This window comes from Zoogloea oleivorans, assembly GCF_008107625.1.
GTDB lineage: Bacteria > Pseudomonadota > Gammaproteobacteria > Burkholderiales > Rhodocyclaceae > Zoogloea > Zoogloea oleivorans.
In genome coordinates this window covers 43,591-61,613 of record NZ_SDKK01000009.1, presented here as the reverse complement: position 1 = coordinate 61,613, position 18,023 = coordinate 43,591, and the positions used below count along the sequence as shown (strand labels likewise).

The 18,023-nt window shown below is 66.2% G+C and carries 17 protein-coding genes; 16 read left to right on the top strand and 1 reads right to left on the bottom strand.

Annotated features, from left to right (window positions below; all coding sequences use genetic code 11):
* Positions 1-112: 112 nt before the first annotated feature.
* The 14 genes from ETQ85_RS10865 (at position 113) to ETQ85_RS10800 (ending at position 14,898) form a co-directional block, all read left to right on the top strand.
* Positions 113-1,930: a TonB-dependent receptor domain-containing protein gene (locus ETQ85_RS10865; RefSeq protein WP_148579077.1), complete on the top strand. Its 1,818-nt coding sequence runs from the start codon at positions 113-115 to the stop codon at positions 1,928-1,930.
* 21 nt (positions 1,931-1,951) lie between these two features.
* Positions 1,952-2,977 carry a FecCD family ABC transporter permease gene (locus tag ETQ85_RS10860; RefSeq protein ID WP_148579076.1) on the top strand — a complete coding sequence of 342 codons (1,026 nt, stop codon included), beginning with the start codon at positions 1,952-1,954 and terminating at the stop codon, positions 2,975-2,977.
* Positions 2,974-3,756: an ABC transporter ATP-binding protein gene (locus ETQ85_RS10855; protein ID WP_246128737.1), complete on the top strand. Its 783-nt coding sequence runs from the start codon at positions 2,974-2,976 to the stop codon at positions 3,754-3,756. The genes ETQ85_RS10860 and ETQ85_RS10855 overlap by 4 nt, the downstream gene beginning before the upstream one ends.
* 34 nt (positions 3,757-3,790) lie before the next feature.
* The gene (gene cobO, locus ETQ85_RS10850) at positions 3,791-4,426 is read left to right on the top strand and encodes a cob(I)yrinic acid a,c-diamide adenosyltransferase (RefSeq protein WP_148579075.1); all 636 of its coding nucleotides are present in this window, start codon (positions 3,791-3,793) and stop codon (positions 4,424-4,426) included.
* A 10-nt stretch (positions 4,427-4,436) separates the two neighbouring features.
* A complete protein-coding gene (locus ETQ85_RS10845) occupies positions 4,437-5,390 on the top strand; it encodes a D-2-hydroxyacid dehydrogenase (protein WP_148579074.1) in 954 nt (317 codons plus the stop codon).
* Between the two features lie 102 nt (positions 5,391-5,492).
* Entirely contained in the window at positions 5,493-6,824 is a 1,332-nt protein-coding gene (rfaE1, locus tag ETQ85_RS10840) for a D-glycero-beta-D-manno-heptose-7-phosphate kinase (RefSeq protein ID WP_148579073.1), read from the top strand.
* A 9-nt stretch (positions 6,825-6,833) separates the two neighbouring features.
* Positions 6,834-7,496 carry a protein-tyrosine phosphatase family protein gene (locus ETQ85_RS10835; protein ID WP_246128736.1) on the top strand — a complete coding sequence of 221 codons (663 nt, stop codon included), beginning with the start codon at positions 6,834-6,836 and terminating at the stop codon, positions 7,494-7,496.
* 82 nt (positions 7,497-7,578) lie between these two features.
* Positions 7,579-8,610, top strand: coding sequence for a glycosyltransferase family 9 protein (locus ETQ85_RS10830; RefSeq protein ID WP_148579072.1), 1,032 nt, complete (start codon positions 7,579-7,581; stop codon positions 8,608-8,610).
* Positions 8,607-10,358: a lipid A export permease/ATP-binding protein MsbA gene (gene msbA, locus ETQ85_RS10825; protein ID WP_148579071.1), complete on the top strand. Its 1,752-nt coding sequence runs from the start codon at positions 8,607-8,609 to the stop codon at positions 10,356-10,358. Before ETQ85_RS10830 ends, msbA begins: the two co-directional genes overlap by 4 nt.
* Complete coding sequence (locus ETQ85_RS10820) at positions 10,351-11,394, top strand: alpha-2,8-polysialyltransferase family protein (RefSeq protein WP_246128735.1); 1,044 nt, start codon at positions 10,351-10,353, stop codon at positions 11,392-11,394. The genes msbA and ETQ85_RS10820 overlap by 8 nt, the downstream gene beginning before the upstream one ends.
* Before the next feature lie 8 nt (positions 11,395-11,402).
* Positions 11,403-12,623: an O-antigen ligase family protein gene (locus tag ETQ85_RS10815; protein WP_148579070.1), complete on the top strand. Its 1,221-nt coding sequence runs from the start codon at positions 11,403-11,405 to the stop codon at positions 12,621-12,623.
* Positions 12,624-12,629: 6 nt separating this feature from the next.
* Positions 12,630-13,376: a glycosyltransferase family 25 protein gene (locus ETQ85_RS10810; protein ID WP_148579069.1), complete on the top strand. Its 747-nt coding sequence runs from the start codon at positions 12,630-12,632 to the stop codon at positions 13,374-13,376.
* Positions 13,377-13,424: 48 nt separating this feature from the next.
* Positions 13,425-14,105: a glycosyltransferase family 77 protein gene (locus ETQ85_RS10805; RefSeq protein WP_148579068.1), complete on the top strand. Its 681-nt coding sequence runs from the start codon at positions 13,425-13,427 to the stop codon at positions 14,103-14,105.
* Positions 14,106-14,130: 25 nt separating this feature from the next.
* On the top strand, positions 14,131-14,898 hold the full coding sequence (locus tag ETQ85_RS10800) for a polysaccharide deacetylase family protein (RefSeq protein ID WP_148579067.1): 768 nt from the start codon (positions 14,131-14,133) through the stop codon (positions 14,896-14,898).
* An 8-nt stretch (positions 14,899-14,906) separates the two neighbouring features.
* Here the strand turns inward: ETQ85_RS10800 and ETQ85_RS10795 are convergent, their stop codons facing one another.
* Positions 14,907-15,947 (bottom strand): DUF5672 family protein, encoded by a 1,041-nt coding sequence (locus tag ETQ85_RS10795; protein ID WP_148579066.1) that lies wholly within the window; start codon positions 15,945-15,947, stop codon positions 14,907-14,909.
* A 59-nt stretch (positions 15,948-16,006) separates the two neighbouring features.
* Between ETQ85_RS10795 and ETQ85_RS10790 the strand changes: the two genes are divergently transcribed.
* Together ETQ85_RS10790 and ETQ85_RS10785 are read left to right on the top strand one after the other, a co-directional pair.
* The gene (locus ETQ85_RS10790; protein WP_148579065.1) at positions 16,007-17,056 is read left to right on the top strand and encodes a glycosyltransferase family 9 protein; all 1,050 of its coding nucleotides are present in this window, start codon (positions 16,007-16,009) and stop codon (positions 17,054-17,056) included.
* A partial coding sequence (locus ETQ85_RS10785) for a glycosyltransferase family 4 protein (RefSeq protein WP_148579225.1) occupies positions 17,053-18,023 on the top strand: 971 nt, incomplete at its 3' end. The genes ETQ85_RS10790 and ETQ85_RS10785, both read left to right, overlap by 4 nt.

Here is an 18,023-nt window from a genome sequence, read left to right as displayed (position 1 = left end):
GCGACGAGCGCGGTCATGGATTTTCCTGGCCTTCTCTCCCCCCTCCCGGCACGTCCAGACGCAATCCACCCAGGTCGGCGGGGACGCCACCGGGTCCGGGAGAAACCTCAAGATGATCATCCGCCTTTCTGCCGCCGCTATTGCGGTCGCTGCTGCATTCCCTGCCACCACGTTGGCCGCCGACAACGAACAGCCTATCGTGGTCGTCACCGCCACCCGCCAGGTGACCCGCATCAACGAACAACTGAGCGATGTCACGGTTCTGGAGCGTGCTGATCTGGAAAACGCCGGCCAGAACACCGTTGCCGAGATCCTCGCCCGTCAGCCCGGCCTGGAATACGCCTCCAACGGCGGCCCTGGCGCCAGCTCCAGCGTTTACATGCGCGGCGGCGCCAATGCCAAGCACACCGTGGTGCTGATCGACGGCATGCGCGTCGGTTCGGCCTCCCTCGGCCAGTTTTCCTGGTCGCGCCTGCCCGCCAGCCAGATTGAACGTATCGAAATCCTGCGTGGCCCGGCGTCTGCGCTGTATGGCAGCGATGCCATCGGTGGCGTGATCCAGATCTTCACCCGCCGCGGCGAAGGCCCGGCCCGCGCCAACGTGGAAGCCGGCATGGGCACTTACGGCACCCGCTCCCTGAGTGCCGGTGTCGCCGGCGGCACTGCGGTCTTCAACTACAGCCTGCAGGCCACTCACAACAAGACCGACGGCTTCACCAGCCGGGTCGGCCCTACCTACAACCCGGACCGGGACGGCTTCGAGAACAACAGCGCCAGCGCCAATTTTGCTTACCAGCTGGCCAAGGGACACGAGATCGGCCTCAACCTGTTTCAGAGCGAAGGCTCCAACCACTACGACGGTACTGGCCGGAAGACCGATTATCGCAACGATCTGAGTGTGCTCAGCTACGGCCTCTACCTGAAGAACATTTTCAGTGAGAGCTGGACCAGCACCCTGCGGGCGGGTCAGAGCACTGACAAGTCCTTCGACATCAAGAACGCGGTCGCGAGCAGCCGCTTCCGCACGATCCAGGAGCAGTACGTCTGGCAGAACGACATCACGACCCGGGTCGGTCGCTTCCTGCTGGCCGCCGAACGCCTCCAGCAGCAGATCGACGCGTCGTCCACCTACACCCAGAACGACCGGACCATCGATTCGTTCATCGTCGGCTGGAACGCCTCGTTCGAAGCCCATCGCCTGCAAACCACGCTGCGCCGGGACAGCAACTCCCAGTTTGGCGACCGGAATACCGGTTCGCTGGCCTACGGCTACCAGATCAGCCGCGCCTGGCGCGCCAGCGCGTCCTACGGCACGGCCTTCAAGGCCCCGTCCTTCAACGATCTGTACTACCCCCTGGATGGTTTTGGCTACGAGGGCAACCCGAACCTGAAGCCGGAATCCTCGAAGAACCGGGAAGCCGGTCTCTACTACGGGAGTGGCGGCCACGAAGCCAGCCTGGTGTGGTTCTCCAACAAGATCACCGACCTGATTTCGTGGTCCGGCCGCACCTCGCCGGTGAACATCGGCAGCGCCAGCCTGAGTGGCGCAACCCTGGCCTACGCGGGCAATGTTGCCGGTTTCAAGCTGGCCGCCAACGCTACCCACCAGGACACGAAGGACGACAGCACCGGCAACCGCCTGGCTCGCCGGGCGGCCAACTTCGGCACGCTGAGCGTCGGGCAAAAGCGCGGCAAGTGGGAGTGGAGAACCGAGCTGTACGCCTCGGGTGGCCGTTTCGACACCGACGCCAACACCACTCGGTTGGGCGGCTACAGCCTGCTGAATCTGTACGGCAGCTACAGTCCGGATCGTGACTGGTCGGTCTTTGCCCGTGCCAACAACGTGCTCGACAAGGAATACGTCACCGCCGGGGGTTACGAGACGGCCGGTGCAAACGTGTTCTTCGGCGTACGCTACGCACCGAAATAACATCCCATGAGCGGAGGGACGATGGCCCACGGGCACGTGGCAAAACTCGGTGCCACCAGCAGCATTCGACTGGTGCGCCGGCGTGCCGGACTGGTGCTGGCCGGCCTTGTGCTGGCCACGCTGGCGGCCTTCGCCTGGTCGCTCTCCGCCGGTTCCCTGCCGGTTTCCTTCGACGACCTGATTACCGCCCTCAGCGGTGGTGAGGGCGGCATGGAGGTGGACATCATCCGCGGCCTGCGTCTGCCCCGCGCCGTGGCGGCCTTTGCTTGTGGCGGCCTGCTGGCTTTGGCCGGTGCGCTGATGCAGGTGTTGTTGCGCAACCCGCTGGCCGACCCCTACGTGCTGGGGATTTCGGGCGGGGCGGCGGTGGGTGCGCTGGGGGCGATCCTGGCCGGTGCCGCTTCCGGCTGGATCGACGCCGGGGCCTTCATCGGTGCCCTCGGTGCCACTTTGCTGGTTTTCGGCCTCGCCCACGGCGACGGTTCATGGACCCAGACGCGCCTGCTTCTCACCGGCGTCATCGTTGCCGCCGGCTGCGGCGCGGCGGTCGCCCTGATGCTCAGCCTGGCCCCGGAAGGGCGGGTCAAGGGCATGCTGTTCTGGCTGATGGGCGATGCCAGCGGCGCTACCCGGCCGTGGCCGGCGCTGGCCCTGCTGGTCGTTGGCCTGCTGCTGGCGATGCCTTTTGCGCGGGAGCTGAATCTGCTGGCCCGCGGCGAAGTCACTGCCCGTTCCCTCGGGGTGCGGGTCGGGCGCTTGCGCGGGCTGGTGTATGGGCTGGGCTCGCTGCTCACCGCCATCGCCGTGACGACGGTGGGTTCGGTGGGTTTTGTCGGGCTGATCGTGCCGCACCTGGTACGCCTGCTCATCGGCAACGACCAGCGCCTGCTGCTGCCCGCCGCCACGCTGGCCGGCGGCGTGCTGCTGTGTGCCGCCGACACCGCCGCGCGCACCGTCGTGGCGCCGATCCAGTTGCCGGTGGGGGTGCTCACCGCGCTGATCGGTGTGCCGGTTTTCCTCTTTCTGCTGGCGAGGCATCCGCGATGAAGATGGACGCCCGTCCGCCCGTCCTCGCCGTTGACCGGCTCAGCGTTGAAGTGGGTCGGCGCGACGTGTGCCGCGCGCTGGACTTCACCGTTCAGCCCGGCGACACGCTGGTCATTCTCGGCCGCAACGGTGCCGGCAAGACCACCCTGCTGCATACCCTGGCCGGCCTGCGCGACGTGCTCCGGGGTGCCGTGCTGCTGTCGGGCCAGCCCTACGCTGCCTGGCCGCGCGGTCACGAAGCCTGCCTGCGCGGCCTGCTGGCGCAGAGTCAGCCCGACTTTTTCAGCGCCACGGTGCTCGAAACCGCCCTCGTCGGCCGTCATCCCTACTTGGGTCGCTGGGACTGGGAAGGGCCCGAGGACGAAGCCATCGCGCTGGCCGCCCTGGCGACCATGGGCCTCGAAAGCTTTGCCGAACGCCAGGTGCCGACCCTCTCCGGCGGCGAGCGCCAGCGCCTGGCCATCGCCGCGCTGCTGGTCCAGCAGCCGCGCCTGTACCTGCTTGACGAGCCCCTCGCGCACCTCGACCTGCACCACGAGATCACTGTCCTCGACCACTTCCGCGACCTGGCCGCCCGCGGCGCCGGGGTCGTCATGGTGCTCCACGACATCAACCTCGCCGCCCGCTACGCCAGCCACGTGTTGCTGCTCGACGGCGAGGGTGGTCACGTGATCGGTCCGGCGGCCGAGGTGCTCACCGCCGAACGTCTGTCCGCTGCTTTCGGCCACCCGCTGCGGGCGGTGGTGGATGGCAATTCGACCTTATTCGTGCCGGTCTGAACCGTACCCACAGAACATCCAACCGAGAGAAACCATGAGCGAACACCAGAACCCGCCCGCCACTGACGCCGAGACCGAACGCAACGCCCGCCACAAGGCCCGCATGGAACGCAAGAAGGCGGTCGTGGACGCCAGCATCGCCGCTGCCACCGACAAGCGCGGCCTCTTGCTGATCAACACCGGCAACGGCAAGGGCAAGTCCAGCGCGGCTTTTGGCGTGCTGGCGCGGGCCATCGGCCACGGCCTCAAGGTCGGCGTGGTGCAATTCGTCAAGGGCCGCTCGGATACCGGCGAGGAAGCCTTCTTCCGCCGCCAGCCCGAAGTCAGCTGGCACGTGATGGGCGACGGCTTCACCTGGGATACCCAGGACCGCACCGCCGACACCGCCAGCGCCCAGGCCGGCTGGGCCCAGGCCCGGGTCTTTCTCGACGACCCGGAAATCGGCCTGGTGGTGCTCGATGAGCTGAACATCGCCCTCAAGTACGGCTATCTCGACGTGAACCAGGTCATCGCCGACATCGAAAGCCGGCCCGAGATGCAGCACGTCATCGTCACCGGCCGCGCGGCCCCCGAGGCGCTGATCGAGGCTGCCGACACGGTGACCGACATGGGCGTCGTCAAGCACGCCTTCAAGGCCGGCATCGCCGCCCAGGCCGGTGTCGAGTTCTGAAAGCCCTGCCATGCACCGCATCGTTCACCTCGAATCCGGCGCCCTGATCGCCGACATCCGCCGCCCTGTCTTCGCCCATCAATGGACGGAGTACGAGGCCACGACTCAGGCCGACATCGCCACTCGTCTGGCCGGTGCCAGCATTGCCATCGTCAACAAGCGCCTGCTCACGGCCGAGATCATCGCCGGCCTGCCCGGGCTGCAGATGGTCGCCATTGCCGCCACCGGCTACAACAATGTCGATCTCGACGCCTGCCGGGCCCGCGGCATCGTGGTGTCCAACGTGCGCGGCTACGCCCGCGAGACCGTGCCGGAGCATGTCTTTGCGCTGCTCCTGGCCCTGTCCCGGCAGATTGGCCCTTATCACCAGTCGGTGGCCGCCGGGCGCTGGCAGAAGAGCGAGCAGTTCTGCTATTTCGACTACCCGATCCGCGACCTGGCTGGGCAGACCCTCGGTCTCCTCGGCGGTGGCGTGCTGGGGCAGGGTGTCGCCCGGCTGGCGGCGGCCTTCGGCATGCGCGTGATGCTCGGCGAACACAAGGGCGCGGCGAATGTGCGTGACGGCTACGTGCCTTTCGCGCAACTGATTCGCGAGGCCGACGTGATCAGCCTGCATTGCCCGCTCAACGACGCCACCCGCCACCTGATCGGCGCTGCCGAACTGGCTGCCATGCGCCCCCACGCGCTCCTGATCAACACCGCCCGCGGCGGTCTGGTGGATGAGCAGGCGCTTGCCACGGCCTTGCGCGAACGGCACATCGGTGGCGCCGGCTTCGACGTGCTCACCGAAGAGCCGCCGACCGACAACCCGCTGCTGGCCCCGGACCTGCTCGCCGCCGGCAACTTCATCCTCACGCCCCATGTCGCCTGGTCGAGCCGCGAGGCCATGCAGGCGCTGGCCGACCAGCTGATCGACAACATCGAGGCCTTTTCCGCCGGGGCGCCGCGCAACCGGCTGGCGTGATGGCGGGGCGGCCGCAAGTCGGCGCGCGCCCGCTGTGCCACTTGATGCGATAATTGCGCTTTATTTCCTTTGGCGCCCGGCTGTGCGGGCGTCCGACTGCGCATGCATTTTCCCCTGCCGGACTTTTCCGCCTGCCGCGTGCTCGTGTGCGGTGATGTGATGCTCGACCGTTACTGGCACGGGGCCACGGCCCGCATCTCGCCCGAGGCGCCGGTGCCGGTGGTGCAGGTGAAGAACGACGAGGTGCGCGCCGGCGGGGCCGGCAACGTGGCCCTCAACGCCGCCTCCCTCGGCGCGCAGGCGCGGGTCATCGGTCTGATCGGCGAGGATGAAGCCGGTCGCCTGCTGGAAGAAAGCCTGCTTGCCCAGGGCGTGGAATGCGCCTTCGAACGTTTGAGCGACGCGCCAACGATTACCAAGCTGCGCATCATCTCCCGCCACCAGCAACTGATTCGCCTGGATTTCGAGGAGCCTTTCGATGCCTGTCACGCGGCGCGCATCGGCGCCGCCCTCGCTGCGCATCTCGACGGCGTGGACGTGCTGGTGCTGTCCGATTACGCCAAGGGCACCCTGGCCGACGTGCCGGCCCTGATCGCCGCGGCGCGGGCGCGGGGCATTCCGGTGGTGGTCGATCCGAAGGGCACGGATTTTTCCCGTTATCGCGGCGCCACCGTCGTCAAACCCAACCTGTCCGAGTTCGAGGCGGTGGTCGGCCCCTGTCCGGACGAGGCCACGCTGATCGCCCGTGGCGAGGCGCTGCGCGCCGAGCTGGACCTCGAAGCCTTGCTGGTGACCCGGGGCGAGCAAGGCGTCACCCTGCTGCAAAAGGGCCAGCCGGCCCATCACCAGCCGACGCGCGCCCGGGACGTCTTCGATGTGACTGGCGCCGGCGACACGGTGTCGGCGGCCCTCGGCTGCGGTATCGCCGCCGGTCTCGGCCTGCGCGAAGCGACCGCCCTGGCCAATCTGGCGGCCGGCGTGGTGGTCGGCAAGCTGGGAACGGCCACGGCCAGCCTCGACGAGTTGTGCGAGGCAATGAACGTGCATGCGCCGCTGGCCCGCGGCTTGCTGAACGCCGACGCCGCGGCCAGCACCTGTCAGCGCGCGCGTGCCGCCGGCGAGCGCATCGCGGTGCTGCTGGGCCCGCTGGGGCCCCTCGATGCGGCTTCCCTGGCCTTGCTGGATCAGGCCAGCCAGATGGGTGACCGCCTGCTGGTGATCGAGCCCGTCGGCACGCCGCCCGATGCCACGACCATCCTGGCCGCCCTGCGTCCGGTGGATTGGGTCGTGCTGGCCGATGACGCCACGCGCGACCGTATCCTTGTGCAGATCCGCCCGGACATGCTGCTGGGTTCCGCGGCAGTGCTGGCGCGTTTGCCCGTCGAGGTGTGTGCTGCTGCCGTCGGCTTGCACTCCGTTGTGCTGCCCGACTGAGGCCCGTTCATGACGATGGATATCTCCACGACCAATGGTCGGGTCCGCGCCTGGTTCGACATGCATCTGGTCGATCACGGCTGCATCCGCGCGATCTACAACAACTTCTATCCCCTGGGCGACGGCATGTACCGCTGCAGCCAGCCCAGCCCGGCACAGCTCGCCAAGTACCGGAAAAAATACGGCATCCGCAATGTCATCAACCTGCGCGGGCCCCACGGTTATGGCTCCTACGCGCTGGAAAAGGAGGCCTGCGAGAAGCTCGGGCTGATCCTCCATGACGTCAAACTGTATTCCCGCACCCCGCCCGAAGTGGAGGAGGTGCACGCCATGGACGATCTTTTCCGGACACTCGAAGGCCCGGCCCTGATGCATTGCAAGTCCGGCGCTGACCGGGCCGGACTGGGGGCCACGCTGTACCGCATCCTGCACCTCGGGCATCGGGTGGAGGACGCGGTGGCCGAGCTGAGCTGGAAATACGGTCATTTCAAGCAGGCCAAGACCGGCGTGCTGGACTTCTTTTTTGCCACGTATCTGGTCCGCAATGCAGCCCAGCCCATCGACTTTCTCGAGTGGGTGGATACGGAATACAATCGTGAGTCACTTCAGGCGCGTTTCCACGATGAAGGTTGGGCCAGCCTGATCGTGGACAAGGTTCTTCATCGCGAATAGTTGCCGGATCCCGAGCGGTTATTTCATTTCCCGTTGCACGAATACCCCCGGGGTCGGGAAAGGGTAGGAGCTTATTTTTGATATGGACAAGCAAGTGACCGCTGCGCGCAAGAAAACCGTGGTTTTACTTCGTCACATCGGAATAGGCGATCTGATCTGGCATTTGCCCTATATCCGTGCCATTGCTGCCGACAGCCTCGACGGCAAGGTGTCGGTGATTGCCGCCCCGACTACAAGAGCCCCGGAAATCCTGGCTGCCGAAAATTGCATCGACGAGGTCATCCTTTATGACCGCAACCCGCGGCGCGGTGAAAAGCGCAAGGGCCTGCATGGCGGAATTCGGGGCATGTTCCGTTTCGCGCGGGAAATCGAGAAATACCGCTTTGAACGGATCTATATCTTTTCGCGGCGCTATCACCACTCGTTGGTGGCCTGGCTGGCCGGTATTCCGATGCGGGCCGGATTTGGCACCAATCTCCGCCAGCGCCTTTTCCTGAACCAGCAGCCCTATATCGTCAAATACAAGGGGGTGGGTGTCGAGGTATTCGAGGACGCTACGTCCCTGGCGGTTGCGCATGGTTTTGTCGACAAGCGGGTCGTTCCGAAAATGAAGGTGCCCGAGGTCGATCTGGCCTTCGGTCGGCAGGCGGTGGCCGGCTTGCCGCATCCCGTGGTGGGGTTTGCAATTGGCACTTCGGAAGTGCACAAGCACTGGGGCGACGAGAAATACGGCGCCCTGGCCGACACCCTGATCGAACGAGGCTACTCAGTTGTCCTGCTGGGTGGCCCCGGCGAGGCGGCGAGCGCCCAGCGGATCCTCGACTGCGTGTCGGCCGAGCGGCGCGGCGGTATTCGCGGTCTGACAAAAAACACCATCCTGCAAACCGCCGGCGTTCTGCGCGCGGTGGATTGCTGTGTCGGCAACGACACCGGGGTGCTGAACATGGCGGCTGCCACCGACAAGCCGTCGATTTGTCTGTTGGGCAAGCGCCCCTTGCTGCTGCATGACCCGCTGATCCACTGCCTCAACCATGCCACCCTGGACCGCATCACCGTTGATGAGGTCTTTGCCGCCGTACGCAAGACGAGTCCTGCGGCCAGTAACGCCGAATGAAAGACTCCATCCAGTTGTACCGCCGCCTGCTCGGCTCGATCCGCCCCTATTACAAGGTGGTGGCGATCTCCGTGCTGGCGATGATCGCCGCGGCCTCCCTCGAGCCGGTGCTGCCGGCGCTTCTCAAGCCCTTGGTGGACGAGAGCCTGATCAAGAAGAACCAGGTGGCCCAGTGGCAGGTGCCGCTGTTCCTGATGCTGGCCTTCCTGGCCAAGGGCGTGGCCGAGTACGTGGCCAGCGTGTCGAGTCAGTGGATCGCCAACAAGGCCATTACCGATCTGCGCCAGCAGGTGTTCCGCCATCAGATGCATTTGCCGATTCCTGTGCATCAGGCCGAAACCGGCGGGCGCATGCTGTCGCGCATCCTCTACGACATTCCGCAGGTGGGGGCGGCCCTGTCGAATGCATGGATCATCGTCATCCGCGACACCCTGGTGATCGTCGGCCTGACCGGCTACCTGATCTACACCGCCTGGGAACTGACCCTCGTCATCGTTGCCATCGCTCCGGTGGTGGCCTGGCTGATTCGCGTGGCCAGCCGCAAGCTGCGCGGCTCCAACCAGGAAATGCAGCAAACCACCGGCCAGCTTACCGGGATGGTCGAGGAAACCCTCAACGGCGTGCGCGAGATCAAGCTGTTCGGCACCCACGACCACGAAGACCGGCGCTTCCACGACGTGGCCGAACGCCTGCGCCAGCAAACCATGCGCACTGTGCGCGTTTCCGCCGTCAACGTGCCGCTGGTCCAGGTGCTGGCGGCGGCCGCGGTGGCCACGGTGATCTGGACGGCTTCTTCGCTGTCGGCCCAGGACAAGCTCAGCCCCGGCGAATTCGTCTCCTTCGTCACCGCCATGTCGATGCTTTTCGAGCCGATCCGCCGCCTGACCAACATCAACGCGGTGATCCAGCGCGGCCTCGCCGGCGCGCAGAGCATCTTCGAACTGCTCGATACACCGCCGGAAGTCGACAGCGCCACCGGCAGCCTGCCGCGGGCGAAGGGCGAGCTGCGCTTCGACGACCTGAGCTTCCGTTACCCCGGCCAGGGTGAAATGGCCCTGCAGCACTTCAGTCTGGACGTGCATCCCGGCCAGACGGTGGCCCTGGTGGGCGCCTCGGGCAGCGGCAAAACGACCCTGATCAACCTGATCGCCCGCTTCAACGAGCCGGGCGAGGGTCGCATCCTGCTCGACGGGGCGAGCCTCGACAGCCTGCCGCTGGCCCACCTGCGCCAGCAGCTCGGCTGGGTTGGCCAGCAGGTGGTGCTGTTTGACGACAGCATCGCCGCCAACATCGCCTACGGGCGCCCCGACGTGCCCGAGGCCGACATCGTCGCCGCGGCCCGCGCCGCCCACGCCATGGAGTTCATCGACAAGCTGCCCAATGGCCTCGCCACCCGCGTTGGCAGCAACGGCAGCCAGCTCTCCGGCGGCCAGCGCCAGCGCATCGCCATCGCCCGTGCTTTCCTGCGCGATGCGCCGATCCTGCTCCTCGACGAAGCCACCTCGGCCCTCGACAACGAATCCGAGCGCGCGGTGAAGGAGGCGCTGATCGAACTGCGCAAGAACCGCACCGTCATCGTCATCGCCCACCGCCTGTCCACCATTCGCGACGCTGACCGTATCGTGGTGATGGAGCACGGTCGCATCGTCGAGGCCGGCACTCACGACGAACTCCTCGCCCGCGGCCAGGCCTATGCCCGCCTTCTCGCCAGCGGCGAGCAGGTCGTCAAGGAGGTCGAGGGTGCCTGACGTCGTGAGCGAACGCGTCGCCCTCTACTTTGTCGCCTCGCCACTTCAATATCTGGCAGCCCGGCGCATTGCCGAGCGTTTCGAGGCCGGGGCCCGCCAGGTGCTGGTGTGGTACAAGCCCGGCGTTACGCCCATCGTCCGGATGGAGGACTGGGACGCTGCCCGCTACATGCCGTGGCCCCGCTGGGAGCCGCTGCCCGGTATCTGCGGGCGGCATCGTCGCCTGCGTGACAACATCGATCTGGTGGTCGGGCTGGTTGGTCGCTGCGAGACGCTGCACATCCACAGCGCGGTGTTCGACACCGAGGCCATCAATTACTTCCTGCGGGCCCTGCCCAAGGCCTGCGGGGCGCGCCAGATGAAGGCGCGCATCCTGCCCGACGGGATCATCAGCATCCACCGCTATCCCCTGTCGATCACCAAGCGTCTGGCCCAGTACGCCCGCAAGCTGCGTCGGCTGATCGCGCCCGAGCTGGATTACTGGTGCTTCTCCGGCGACCGGATCGGCTCCGATGCGCCCTTCTGCGACCGCATCTATGTGATCCCCGGTTTGCCGCACAACTATCCGGCGGACAAGGTCGTGGTGCTGCCGCCGCTGGTGACCGTGTCGACCGCGCGTACCGCCTGCGAGCCGGGCGTGCGGCGGGCCCTCGTCATTGGTCAGCCGCTGGTCGGGGCCGGCCTCATGGCGGCCGAAGACCGGGACGCGGTGGCGGCCGAAATCCGCGCCTGGCTGGCTGCCCAGGGTATCGAGCGGATTTTCTACAAGGCCCATCCGAAAGACCCGGGGCAGGAGCTGAGGCTTTCCGACTACATGCTCGTGAACCTCGACGAAGCCCTCGAGGTACACCTCGCCAACACGCCCTACGACGCGGTACTCGGCGTGCGTTCCAGTGCGCTGCTGTTCGCTCGCCAGAGCAGCCCGGCGGAAACCCGGGTGATCGCTTTCGGCTGGGATCGCATTCGTTTCAAGTCGGACGCACAGCGGCGCGACATGCGGGCGGCCTTTACCACCTGCGGTGTTGAAGTGCAGTGACGATTGCCGTGATCACTTCGCTCCGGCAACTGGCGCCGCGCATGGGGGCGGCCCTGTTCGTGTCCCTGTTCTTCTTTATTCCTGCGCACGTCGCCCCGGTTTATGTCCTGACCGCGCTGATGCTTTTGTTGTCGCTGTTCGAGGGGCGTTTCAGGGAGAAGTGGACGATCCTGCGCGGAGACTCCCTATTCTGGATTTTCCAGGCTTTTTTCTGGATTATCCCGCTTTCGCTGTTATGGACCGAAGACCTTGCCGCCGGCCTGAAAATGCTCGGCCGCTACGGATTCTTCCTCCTTTCGCCGCTCTACCTGCTGGTTGCCCGCCGCGAGCATGCCGGCAAATGCATCCTCGTCTTTCTGGCCGGCATCGCCGGTGCCGAAGTGCTGGCGTACTACAACTGGCTGCAGATGCACGTCGTTCCGGAATGGCCCCGCGGCATCCGGGTGCAAAAGGAAGCGGAAGACACCGCGCCCTTTGTCGATCACATCCTGTACGCCCCGATCCTGGCCTGGGCGGGCTATCTGGCGGCCTACCGCTTCCTGTTCGGTGAGGCAGGCCACCGCCGTGGCTATGGCCTGCTGGCCCTGGCTACTTGTGGCAACCTGGTGTTTTCGGGCGGGCGGGCCGGGCAGATGGTCTTCCTGGCGCTGCTGGCCGTGCTCGTTTTCCAGCGTTTCGCCAAACGGCCGGCGTTGGCCACCTTGTTGTCGGCTGCTTTGATCAGTGCCCTGCTGGCGGTCAGTTACGTGAGCAACGACTACTTCCGCAGCCGGCTCGACATGGCCGTTGAGGAAATCGCCAGCATCGACAACACCGTCAATACCTCCACCGGCCTGCGCCTCACCTTTTACGCCAACTCGGTGCGTCTGTTCACCGAGCATCCGCTGATCGGGGTCGGTGCCGGGGATTTCACGCGTGAATATGCGCGCGTTCATGAACAGCACTCGCCCGGCTGGCTGACGACGACGAACCCGCACAATCAGTATCTGTTCGTGCTCACGACCACCGGGCTGCTCGGCGGCGCGATCCTGCTGCTGACGCTCTTCCCGCCCGCCCTGTGGCGGCGCCAGGGGGACAAGCTGGATCACCTGCGCATCGGCCTGGTCGTGTTCATCGGCGTGAGCTGTCTCTTCGAGGATTACCTGTGGCGATCGAACACCAGCCTGTTGTTCGTGCTCTTTGCCGTCGTGCTGCTTGGCAAGCCGAAGCCCGTTCCCGGGGGGCGCTAGCGCCCGATGAAAATCTTCGTGCTGAATCTGGCGCGTGCCGCCGACCGCCGCGTCGTGATGCTCGGCCGCCTGCAGGCGATGGGCTGGCCGGCCGAGATACTGCCGGCCATTGACGGTGCCCGTGTCGACCGGAAGAGTCTGCCGGGGGATACCGCGCCGGGTCTGTCGGCCGGTGAAATCGGTTGCTACCTGTCGCATCGCCGGTTTTGGGAAACGGTCGTCGAGCGCCAGCTCGATCATGCAATCCTGCTCGAAGACGACGTGATCATCAGCCCCGACTTGCTGCGGGTCGCCGAGGAAATCGCTGCGCTCGCGCTGCCTTTCGACGCCGTGCGGCTGTCCGCGCTGGAGGCGGTGCGGGGCATTCCGGTGGTCACGCTGTCCGGCGGTCAGCGGCTGGTGCTGCCGAACAAGAATCCCAGTGGCGCACAGGGCTATCTCGTCAGCCAGGCCGGCGCCCGGCGCTTGCTGGCCCGGCTGGCGGTGCCGAAGCAGCCCGTGGACGATGCCTTCGATGCGTACTGGAAGCATGGCCTGTGCATTCCGGTGGTGTTTCCCACGCTGGTGGAGGAGGACTGTTCGATGAACAGCACCATCGGCGGGGGGCGCATGGGGGGCGACGGGCGCAATACGCTGGTGCGCCACCTGAAGCGGGTGGCCGAGGCGCAGTGTCGCAAGATCGCGGTATTCCTGATGGCGCGCCGCTTGTGCGCGCTGGCCCGCCATCGCGACAGGGGCAATCGGGCACAATGACGGCTGTGTTTGTCCTGCCACCTGTGCGCGCGTAATCGAAGGTCGACGATGAAAATGGATGCCGACGGGCAAATGCTGAACGATGTACCGGGCGCGCCCTTCCTCACCTGCTGCTTCTTCACCGACAGCTACGCTGCCGAGGCGGAACAGCTCAAGGCCTCCCTTGAGCACACCCGTACCCCGTATTTCCTGAAGCGCTGCCCGAGCCGCGGTTACTGGGAAGCCAACACCCGCATCAAGCCCGAGTTTCTGCGCGACTGTCTGCAGCGCTTCCCCGGCCGCGACATCGTGTACCTGGATGCCGACTCGGTGGTGCGTGCGCCGCTCATGCTGTTCTTCGATTTCCCTGGTGACATCGGGGTGTTTGTCGCGCCGGCGGCCAGCGGCTTGTCGCACCGCTACCTGACCGGGACGCTGTACCTCCGCAACACCCCGGCCGTGCATGCCTTCGTGCAGGACTGGATCGATGCTCAGAACGGCATGGTGCTCGGCGTCGACCAGGACAGCTTCACCGCCGCCATCGAGCAGAATCCGGCGCTGGTCATCCAGCCGTTGCCGGAGAGCTACGTCAAGATTTTCGACCGGGGCGCCGAGCCGCCGGTGATCGAGCACTTCCAGGCCAGCCGCGGGCGCGTCAAACTGCAGCGGGTGATCAAGAAAGTCCGCAACGTGGTGCTCGGCGGCCTCGTCGTGGCAGGCGCCGTGTGGTTTGCATCCGGCTGGTTCTGATGCAGCAGTTACATTTTTTCCATCCATGAGCCGTATCCACATCCTGATGTACCACCGCGTGGGGGATTTTCCCCAGCGCATGCCCAGCCACCGGGCGCAATACTGTGATCTGCCCCGTTTCAAGGCGCAGATGAGCATGCTCAGGCAGCTTGGCTACAACGTGGTCAGCCTGGATGCGGCTGTCGCCGCCCTGCGCGGGGAGGCGCGCCTGCCGTCCCGGTCGGTGGTACTGACTTTCGACGACGGGTACGTGGATTTTCTGGAGCATGCGGCCCCGGTGCTGCTGGCGCATGGCTATCCGGCAACGGTCTATGCCGTCGCCGGCCTGCTCGGCCAGGCTAATGCATGGGTGGCGTCGGAGGGGCTGACGCAGGCGCCCCTGATGAACGTCGCCCAACTGCGGGAAGTGCACGCCATGGGCTTTTCCATCGGCTCCCATACCGTGACGCATCCGCGCCTGATCACGCTGGAGACCCCGCGCATCGTCGAAGAACTGGGTGCCAGCAAGCGGATGCTGGAAGACGTGCTCGGCGGGTGCGTCGAGCACCTGTGCTACCCCTACGGCAGCCATGACATCCGTGCCGTCGAAGCCGCCAGCGCGGCCGGTTATGTGAGCGGCACGACCTGCCAGTGGGGCCCCGCCACGCCGGCCGATGACCTGCTGACCCTGCCGCGCAAGGCGGTCTCCCAGGGCACTACCGCGTTCCGCCTGTTCTGGATGCTGCTCGCCAGAAACCGGGCGCGGGGCCAGGCGATCCGGCGCGACACGGGGGCTGGCCCGACAGGCCGCTAGCCTTCGTGTCAGTGTTGGCGGAATAGGGGATTGCGCCGTTTGGGGCGCAGCAGGTTCCGAAAACGGTGTACGCCCAGTCGGCAATACAGTTTCATCGCATCCAGCCGCTGCCGGATATGGCCAGTACTGGCCCGCACCCGCAGAATTCGTCCGGCAGACCGGTAATGGCCGCTCCGGTAAAGGCTCTTCAATGTCTGCCGACCCATGCGCGAGACAAACACGTCCGGCTTCACCTGATCCAGGTAATCAACCCCTTCCGTATCCGTCAGTGCCAGATGCAGATTGAAAAAACCGTGGAAGCCGAAGGTCGGTCCGGTGGGGGGAATCAGTTCAAAGGCGAAGCGACTGGCCAGCTCCACCGGGGCAAAGCGGATGCCGTAACGGTTGACCAGCAGGTCGTGATAAAGATCGCAGATGCAATAGTCCTCGGGCTGGAGTTCGCAGATGTCCGGGTCCTGCAGGGCGTCGACGAGTTTTCGGCTGCGCAGGGAAAAGCCCCCGTTGCCCACGGGATGCCGGGTGTGCGGCCATGGCGCGCCGACATAATCGTAGTCGAGACAGGCTGGGTCCCAGGCTGCCGGATCGAGGATGAAGCCATCCCACTGCACCACCAGTACATGGCTGCCACGGAAGTGCCGGCCCAGCTCCTTGACCATGAAGTTCGAATACTCGGTCACATTGCGCAGGGGCGCCACGGGATGAATGGCGATGCGTGGGTCGCTGCACTTAAAGTCTGCATGGGTCAGCAGAACAGCCTCGCAAAAGCGCGTACCGGCCATGCAGCGCTGCATGACGGTCACAGCCAACTCTGGATTGCGGGTGTCGAGGCAAAGCAGGCTGGTCGAGGAGAGGTCAAGCATTTTGTGGGTGAGCGTAGCCGCTGTGAGTTGAAAGTATCTGGATACGGCTGGCATTTTAGAGCACCAGGCGCCCGGTGCCTTCCCTGCAAGTTCAACCCGCTCTCTGGCGATTGCGGCAAAATACGGCCTCGCCCGCCCGTCCACATTCCGTTTTCCATCCCGCCAATTGATTACGCCTGTCTTTTCCATGCCGTGCACCGGATTCGTCGACGCCGTCCTTGTCCGGTCGGGACGGGTTTGAGCACGCCGTGAAGCGCCTCCTCATCGTTCGTGCCTCGGCCATCGGCGACGTGGTGTTTGCCTCCGCGCTGCCGGCGGCGATCCGTCGCACGCATCCGGATGCCCACATCGCCTGGCTGGTCGAGCCGGGCATCCACGAACTGCTGCTGGCCGACCCGAACATCGACGAAGTCATCACCTGGTCGAAGGCCGAGTGGGTCAGGCTGTGGAAGGACGGCAAGCGGCTCGAACTGTGGCGGCGCGTGCGCCAGCTGCGGCGCGAACTCCACGCGCGCCGTTTCGACATCGCCCTCGACCTGCAGGGCCTGATGAAGAGCGGCTTCATCACCTGGCTGTCGGGGGCACCCCGGCGGGTCGGGCTGGGTTCGAAGGAAGGCAGCCAGTGGCTGATGACCGAGGTCATCCCCCGTGGCGGCGAGGCGGCCCGCATCGGCTCCGAATACCAGTACCTGGCTCAGCAGATGGGCTTTGAGGCAGGTGACTTTCTGCCGACCCTGACGGTGGCCCCGGCCGCCGCAGCCACGGTGCTCGGCAAGCTCGCCGAACACGGCCTTGCCCCCGGCAGCTACGCCGTATTTGCCCCCTTCACCACGCGGCCCCAGAAGCACTGGTTCGAGGATGCCTGGCAGGCTCTCGCCCCGCAACTGATCGCTGCCACCGGCCTGACGCCGGTGATCCTCGGCGGCCCGGCCGACACCGAAGCCGCCGCGCGCATCGCCGCCGCCGACCCGCGCATCGTCAACCTTGCCGGCCAGACGCGCCTGCCCGAAGCCGTTGCTGCCATCGCCCATTCGGCGTTGCTGATTGGCGTCGATACCGGCCTGACCCACATGGGCACCGCGCTGGCGCGGCCGACGGTGGCGATCTTCGGTTCCACCTGCCCCTACCAGAACACCGGCCGGCCCACCGGCAGCGTGATCTGGCTGGGCCTCGAATGCTCTCCGTGCCGGCGTCGGCCCACTTGCGGCGGCAAGTTCACCTGCCTGCGCGACATCACCCCGGAAATAGTGCTGGCGCGCGCGCAAGCCATGCTCGCCGCCGGCCAGGGCACAACATGAAGATTCTGCACGTGGAAGCCGGCAAGCACCTCTACGGCGGTGCCCGCCAGGTGCTGTACATCGCCGAAGGCCTCGCCGCCCGGGGCGTGGACAACCTGCTGGCCTGCCCGAGCGGCAGCGAGATGTCCCGTCAGCAGCCGGCCGGTGTGCGCGTGCTGCCGATGAAAATGGGCGGCGATGGCGACATCGGCCTGGCCTTGCGTCTGGCCAGCCTGACCCGCGCCGAAAAGCCCGACCTGGTGCACCTCCACAGCCGGCGTGGCGCCGATACCTGGGGCGGCCTCGCGGCGAAGCTGGCCGGTGTGCCCTGCGTGCTGTCGCGACGGGTGGACAACCCGGAGTCGCGCCTCGCCGTGGCCATCAAGTACCGGCTCTACGACCACGTGATCACCATTTCCGAAGGCATCCGCCAGGTGCTGCTGGGCGAAGGGCTGGCGCCGGGCAAGGTGAGTTGTGTGCGCAGCGCGGTCGATGCCACGCCCTACCTCGTGCCGGTGGAGGGTGCCGCCTTCCGCGCCGAATTCGGCCTGCCCGCCGATGCGCTGGTGGCCGGTGTGGTCGCCCAGCTGATTCCGCGCAAGGGCCATCGCTACCTGCTGGCGGCCCTGCCGGAACTCCTCCAGCGCTACCCGGCGCTGCAGGTGCTGATCTTCGGTCAGGGGCCACTCGAGGCCGAGTTGCGCGCCGAAGTGGCGAAGCATGGCCTCGCCGATGTGGTCCATTTCACCGGCTTTCGCCATGATCTGGCCCGCTGGATCGGCGGGCTCGACATGCTGGTGCACCCGGCCGACATGGAAGGCCTTGGTGTGTCGTTGCTGCAGGCGTCCGCCGCCGGCGTGCCGATCATCACCAGCCGGGCCGGTGGCCTGCCAGAGGCGGTGCAGGACGAAGTGACCGGTATCCTGTGTCCGCCGGGCGACGTGCCGGCGCTGACTGCCGCCGTCGCGCGCCTGGCCGCCGATCCGGC